This is a genomic window from Planomonospora algeriensis (assembly GCF_977012225.1).
Window position 1 is genome coordinate 1 of sequence record NZ_CDRNDK010000360.1, and the last position, 6,598, is coordinate 6,598.

At 72.9% G+C, this 6,598-nt stretch carries 6 protein-coding genes; 4 read left to right on the forward strand and 2 right to left on the reverse strand.

Translation table 11 applies throughout. From position 1 onward, the window contains the following. The first annotated feature begins 148 nt into the window (after positions 1–148). The 3 genes from ACWJ6R_RS27385 to ACWJ6R_RS27395 all read left to right on the forward strand — a co-directional run bounded on the left by ACWJ6R_RS27385 (position 149) and on the right by ACWJ6R_RS27395 (position 2,589). Positions 149–766 (forward strand): MarC family protein, encoded by a 618-nt coding sequence (locus ACWJ6R_RS27385; RefSeq protein ID WP_449064991.1) that lies wholly within the window; start codon positions 149–151, stop codon positions 764–766. A gap of 182 nt (positions 767–948) precedes the next feature. Next, positions 949–1,665, forward strand: a complete 717-nt coding sequence (locus tag ACWJ6R_RS27390) for an MBL fold metallo-hydrolase (RefSeq protein ID WP_449064992.1) — start codon at positions 949–951, stop codon at positions 1,663–1,665. 6 nt (positions 1,666–1,671) lie between these two features. Further along, the gene (locus tag ACWJ6R_RS27395; RefSeq protein WP_449064993.1) at positions 1,672–2,589 is read left to right on the forward strand and encodes a RecB family exonuclease; all 918 of its coding nucleotides are present in this window, start codon (positions 1,672–1,674) and stop codon (positions 2,587–2,589) included. Between the two features lie 121 nt (positions 2,590–2,710). Here ACWJ6R_RS27395 and ACWJ6R_RS27400 read toward each other — a convergent pair whose 3' ends face one another. Then, positions 2,711–3,583: an alpha/beta fold hydrolase gene (locus tag ACWJ6R_RS27400; protein WP_449064994.1), complete on the reverse strand. Its 873-nt coding sequence runs from the start codon at positions 3,581–3,583 to the stop codon at positions 2,711–2,713. Positions 3,584–3,688: 105 nt separating this feature from the next. Next, positions 3,689–5,419, reverse strand: a complete 1,731-nt coding sequence (locus tag ACWJ6R_RS27405; protein WP_449064995.1) for a DEAD/DEAH box helicase — start codon at positions 5,417–5,419, stop codon at positions 3,689–3,691. Positions 5,420–5,822: 403 nt separating this feature from the next. Here ACWJ6R_RS27405 and ACWJ6R_RS27410 point away from each other — a divergent pair, with 403 nt between their 5' ends. After that, the gene (locus ACWJ6R_RS27410; protein WP_449064996.1) at positions 5,823–6,473 is read left to right on the forward strand and encodes a ferritin-like fold-containing protein; all 651 of its coding nucleotides are present in this window, start codon (positions 5,823–5,825) and stop codon (positions 6,471–6,473) included. The last annotated feature ends 125 nt before the right edge of the window (positions 6,474–6,598 follow it).

Below are 6,598 nucleotides of genomic sequence, written 5' to 3' on the forward strand. Positions count from 1 at the left end.
CCGGCCTCGGCCCGGCCTCGGCACTCCGGCGCGCCCGGCGGTGTCTCGTCCGGCCCCGGCCCGGCCGGGCGTGGAGCCCCGCAGGTCCCGGTGCGGGCCGGATGGCTAGCATTGAGGTGATCCCCCTCCGCTCCGGCCAGGGGGACGCGTGTTCGACATCCAGTTCTTCGTCGAGGCGTTCGTCACGATGTTCGTCATCATGGACCCGCCCGGCATCATCCCGCTCTTCCTCGCCTACACCGGCGGCCGCAGTACGGCGGAGCGCAGGCGGATCGCCTGGCAGGCGCCCATCGTCGCGTTCTGCCTCGTGGTGCTGTTCGCGGTCTTCGGGCAGGCGATCCTCGGCTACCTGCACGTCGAGGTGGCGGCCATGCAGATCGCCGGCGGTCTGCTGCTCCTGCTGGTCGCCCTCCAGCTGCTCACCGGTGAGACCGAGCCGCCCGCCAACACGATGAAGTCCAACGTGAACGTCGCGCTCGTCCCCCTGGGCACACCCCTGCTCGCCGGTCCCGGAGCGATCGTCGCGACCATCGTCTTCGCCCAGCAGGCCGAGGCCAAGAGCGGCGGCATCCTGGCGCTCGCCCTGGCCATCGGGGTCGTGCACATCCTGCTCTGGGTGTTCATGCGCTTCTCGCTGGCCATCGTCCGGGTCATCAAGGAGAACGGCATCGAACTGGTCACCCGCATCGCGGGCCTGCTGCTCTCGGCGCTCGCCGTACAGCTGATCATCACCGCCATGCGCACGCTCCTGGGGGTGGGACCGTGACGCGACGCGCGGCGCCGCTGGGCCTGACGGTCGCGGGCTCCGGCGTTTCACGCTCTCGCGGGCCCCGCGTCTCACGCTCCGGGACGTCCGGCGCGGCGGCGGACCCTCCCCTGACAGGGACCTCACTCATCCGCGGCCCGAAGGCCGGGGCCTTCTGCGGACCTCCGGTAAAGTTCTGAAGCGTGACAGCCCGTATCGAGCGAGTGGTGACCGAGGGTGCAGTCGACGTCGACGGCACCGAGCACAAGGTCGAGAACAACACCTGGATCGTGGGTGACGATGACGAGGTCATCGTCATCGACCCCGCGCGCGACGCGGAGAAGATCCTGGAGCAGGTCGGCGAGCGGGAGGTGCTCGCCGTCATCTGCACCCACGGCCTGCCCGACCACGTCGGCGCCGCCATCGAGGTGGCCGCCCGCGACGAGGCGGTGGTCGCCATGCACCCCAAGGACAAGCCGCTGTGGCGCCGGACCTGGCCGGACACGTGGCCGGACATCGAGCTGGAGGACGAGGGCGTGTTCGCCGTCGCCGACGTGGAGCTGGAGGTCATGACGACCCCCGGCGTCACGCTGGGCGGCATCTCGCTCTACTGCGAGGTCCTGGACGCGGTCTTCACCGGCAAGACGCTCCTGGCCGACGGCCCGGGCCGGATCGGCGGTGAGTACCCCGCGCTGGCCGACCAGCTCTCCACGATCGGCGGGCGGCTGTTCACCCTGCGCCACAGCACCCGTGTGCTGCCCGCGCACGGCGAGGAGGCCGTCATCGGCGACCTGGAGCCGCAGTTCGACGCCTGGCTGTCCGGTTCGCTGACCCGCGGCACCGCGGCGGCGGAGGACGAGGGTCCGCTGAGGGACGGAACGCGCGCCGCGGGGATCCGGCTGAACCTCGACGGCGACTAGCCCTCCATGGACCAGCTCCCGCTGGAGGGCGTGCCGCGGCGGCTCTACTCCTGCACGCCGTCGCGGCTGAACGGCTGGCTGGACTGCCCCCGGCGCTATCGGTTCGGCTACCTCGACCGGCCCGTGCCGCAGCGGGGGCCGCGGTGGGCGCACACCAGCGTGGGCGTGAGCGTGCACAACGCCCTGGCCGGCTGGTGGCGGGAGCCGTACGACCGGCGCACCCCGGCGACGGCGGAGATCCTGCTGGCCAGGGGGTGGATCGCTGACGGGTTCCGGGACGCCGAGCAGTCGGCGGCCTGGCTCGACCGGGCGCGGGAGATGGTCTCCCGCTACACCGCGACCCTCGAGCCGGCCGACGAGCCCGTCGGCGTCGAGCGGAAGGTGGCGGCCAAGACCTCCGTGCTCGCGCTGTCCGGGCGCGTCGACCGGCTCGATCGCAGGGGCGGGGAGCTGGTCGTGGTCGACTACAAGACCGGCCGCCGCCCGCCGACCGAGGACGACGCCCGCTCCTCGCTGGCGCTGGCCGTCTACGCGCTGGCCTCCGCCCGCATGCTGCACCGGCCGTGCAGGCGGGTCGAACTCCATCACCTGCCGACCGGCTCGGTCGTGGCCTGGGAGCACACCGAGGAGTCCCTGGCGCGCCACCTGCGCCGGGCGGAGGAGATCGGGACCGAGGCCGCCGAGGCCGACGAGCGCTACGGGACCTGGGCGGAGGCGGCGGGACGGGGCTCACGCGCGGGCAGGGGCAGAGGCGGGGACGGAGACGCGGACCGCACGCCGCCGGAGGTCCCGCCGGAGATCGACGCGGCCTTCCCACCGAGGACCGGCCCGCTCTGCTCCTGGTGCGACTTCCGCCGCCACTGCCCCGAGGGACGGGCGGCGGCGCCGGACAGGCTTCCCTGGGACGGCCTGGCCGACTCCTGAGGAGTCCTCGGGCCCGCACCGGCTCTCCGCGCCTCTCGTCGGGCCTTCCTCCTGGCCCAGCCGGGCAGCGAGTAGTGGCACAGGGCGCCGAACGGGAAGTAGGCCGACTTGCCCGGGACGGTCAGCTCAGCAGCCGGGCCTCGGCGGCGTTCCAGAACCGGACGAGGGCGGCGGCCGTGGTCTCGGGGGCCTCCACGGCGGGGGAGTGCGCCGCGCCGGGGACGACCACGCACTCGGCGTCCAGCCGGTGCGCCATCTCGGCCTGCAGGTGCGGGGGCCAGCCGTCGTCGTGCTCGCCGTACAGGACCAGGGTGGACACGCCGACCTGGGCGAGGTCGCCGCAGCGGTCGGGGGCGGAGAGCACCTGCCGGGTCATGGTGGTCATGCCCACCGGTGAGTTGGAGAACAACCGCTTGCGCAGGAAGGCGACGATCTCGTCGGGCACCCCGGCCGCCAGCGCCTCCGGCTCCATCCGGTTGTGCCACAGGTGCTCCATGCCGAGCTCGGGGATCTCGGTGAGCATGGCGCGGCCGAAACGCTCGCGCGGGCCGACGATCGCGCCCGGACCCGAGCTCATCAGCGTGTAGGAGGCGAACTTGGTGCGGCCGTCGATGACGGCCTCCCGGGTGACCAGCCCGCCGAAGGAGTGGCCGACCAGGTGGAGGGGCTCGCCCTCGCCGACCGCCTGCGCGAGCAGGTCGATGTCGTTGCCGAGCGCCGTGCAGGTGTAGGCGGCGGGGTCCTCCGGGCCGCTCGTCTCGAACTGGCCGCGCATGTCGATCGCGATGACCCGGCGGCCCGACTGGGCGAGCGTCTGGAGGACGGAGATGAAGTCCTCCTTGCTCCCCGTGAGACCGGGGACCAGCAGAGCGGGCCAGCGCTCGGGGACACCGCTGACGGGCAGCGCCTCCAGCGCGGCGAACGTGCCCGCCGCCGTGTCGATGGAGATCGGGCGGACGCCAGGAGGCAGGGTCAGAAAACGCGGCGTACTCACGTGAGACCACGATACCTCTCTGGTCGGGATGGCCTGCCGTCCCCGCGGATGGCCGCGGAGAGGGAAGGGGCGCCGGGCGACGTCCCCGGCGCCCCTTCCCCGCGGTTACGGCTGGTTGCCGCGGCGGGGACCCCGCTGCTGGCCCCGGGCCGCCGGACGGCGGCGGTTCTGGACGCGCTCGGAGGCCGCCGAAGGGGCGATCTCGTCGTCGTCCGTCGCCAGGTCGGGCGACTTGAAGATCACCGCGAACGGGCTCGGCGGAATGATCTTCTCCGGCTCGGGTCGCGGCTGCTGGGGCGCGGGCGCCGGCTCGTCGACGTCCAGAGCGGGGGCGTCGAGGTCCTCGACGGCCACCGGCTCGGCGGGAGCGGTCTCCGGGTTCCGCCCGGTCCTGCGGGTGCGGCCGCGCCGGGGCGCGGACTCACCGTCGTGCGGTGCCACATCTGCCTCCACCTGAGGGAGTTCGACGGCGGGACTCAGGACCTCCGCGACCTCGACCGGCGCCGCGGTCTCCTCGACGGCCGCCGTCTCCGGGACCGCCGTCTCCGAGGCCTCCGCGCCGTTCCGGCCGCCGCGCGTGCGACGGCGCTCGCGCGGGGTGCGGGCGGGACGCTCACGGCGCTCCTCCCGCTCCTCGTCGCGGCCCTTGCGGGGCGTACGCGAACGGGTGCGGCCGGTCTCGCCGAGGTCTTCGACCTCCTCGGCGGCCAGGCCCGCGCGGGAGCGGTTGGCGCGCGGCAGCACACCCTTGGTGCCCTCGGGGATGGCCAGGGCGCTGTAGATGTGCGGCGAGGTCGAGTAGCTCTCGACGGGCTCGGCGAAGTCCAGCGAGAGCGTGTTGTTGATGACCTTCCAGCGGGTGAGGTCCTCCCACTCCACGAAGGTCACCGCCACGCCGGTGCGGCCGGCGCGGCCGGTGCGGCCGATCCGGTGCACGTACGCCTTCTCGTCCTGCGGGCAGTCGTAGTTGACGACGTGGGTGACGTCGTCGACGTCGATGCCGCGCGCCGCGACGTCGGTCGCGACCAGGACGTCGATCTTGCCGTTGCGGAAGGCCCGCAGGGCCTGCTCGCGCTGGCCCTGACCGAGGTCGCCGTGGACGGCGGCGGCGGCGAAGCCGCGCTCCTTGAGGTCCTCCACGACCCGGTCGCAGGCGCGCTTGGTCTCGCAGAAGACCATCGTGAGCCCGCGGCCCTCGCACTGGAGGAGGCGGCCGAGGATCTCGATCTTGTCCATCCGGTGCGTGCGCCAGACGAACTGCGTGGTCTGCGGGGTGGCCTCGGCCTCGGCGTCGTTGGTCTCGGCCCGCACGTGGGTGGGGCGGTTGAGATAGCGACGGGACAGGCCGACGATCTCGCCCGGCAGGGTGGCGGAGAACAGCATCGTCTGCCGCTCGGCCGGGACGAGCTTGATGATCCGCTCGATGTCGGGCAGGAAGCCCAGGTCGAGCATGCGGTCGGCCTCGTCCAGGACGAGCGTGCCGATCTGCGAGAGGTCCAGATGCTTCTGCTTGACCAGGTCGAGCAGGCGGCCGGGGGTGCCGACGATGACGTCGACGCCCTGCTTGAGGGCCTCGATCTGGGGTTCGTAGGCGCGCCCGCCGTACACGGTGAGGATCCGGGAGCCGAGCTTGCCCGCGGCCGTGACCAGGTCCTCGGTGACCTGGACGGCGAGCTCGCGGGTCGGTACGACGATCAGCCCGCGGGGCTTCTTCCGGTTCTTCCTGGGCTTGCCGACACGCTGGAGCATCGCCACGCCGAAGGCGTAGGTCTTGCCGGTGCCGGTGCGCGCCTGGCCGATGATGTCCTGGCCCGCCAGGGCCAGGGGAAGTGCCATCTCCTGGATCGGGAACGGCGTGGTGATGCCCTCGGTGTCGAGGGCGTCAGCGATCTCTGGTGTGACTCCGAGGTCTCGGAACGTCGTCAGCTTGGCCTGCCTAAATCTCCGTTGAAGGCAGTCCCGCCGGGACCACGGGCGAACAACTCCCCGTGCCGGGTCCTCGCGGAAGGGCCAGCCCTCTCAATGTCATCAGCGACCGCTGCGGCGTCACGCCGACTTCCGGGGGGCGTTCAGGATGGATCTCCTGGATTAACACAGTGCGGTCGCACTTTCACAGGGAAGTGTACCCGATACCACAACCGGGAACCGATTTCCCGGTATTCCGCATGAATAAGACCGGTGAGCGCGTGCGGACCGGGACCGGTTCACCGGCGGCCCCGGACGCTCGTAGTCTGCCCTCATGAGTGATTCCCGTCCTGGCGTCGCCGACCTGCTCGGTGTGCTCGCCTACGCCGAGCTGACCGCGTTCCTCCGCCTGGCAGAGGAGGCCGCGCGGCACGCGCCGACGCTCACCGACCGGGCCGCGCTCGGTGATCTCGCGGCGGCCGAGTACGCGCACTTCCGGCTGCTCCGTGACCGGCTCGCCTCGCTCGGCGCCGATCCGGAGGAGGCGATGGCCCCCTTCGTCGAGGCGCTGGACGGCTGGCACGAGCGGACCGCGCCGAACGACTGGCTGGAGGCCCTGGTCAAGGCGTACGTCGGTACGGGGATCGCACTGGACTTCTACCGTGAGGCCGCGGCCCACGTGGACGCCGAGACGAGGTCGCTGGTCGAGGAGGTACTGGCCGACGAGGGCCGCTGCCAGTTCACGGTGGACCGGGTCGGCGCGGCCCTGGAGGCGGACCCGAAACTGGCCGGCCGGCTGGCCCTGTGGTCCAGGCGGATGGTCGGCGAGGCGCTGAGCCAGGCGCGGCGGGTGGCCGAGGCCCGGCCGGAGCTGGCGGTGCTGCTGGTGAGCGCGGACGGGGAGGACGTCACCCGGATGTTCAACCGGCTGACCGAGGCGCACGGCAAGAGGATGGCGGCCCTGGGACTGACTCCGGGGCCGTGAGCCCCGGGGCGGTGCCCCCGGACGCCGCCGCCTCCGGAGGAGGGCCCCGGCGTGGGGGCCTCCCCCGGAGGCGGCGTGGTCGGGCCGGGATCTCCCGCGGGGCGGCGCGGTCAGGGGGCCGCCCC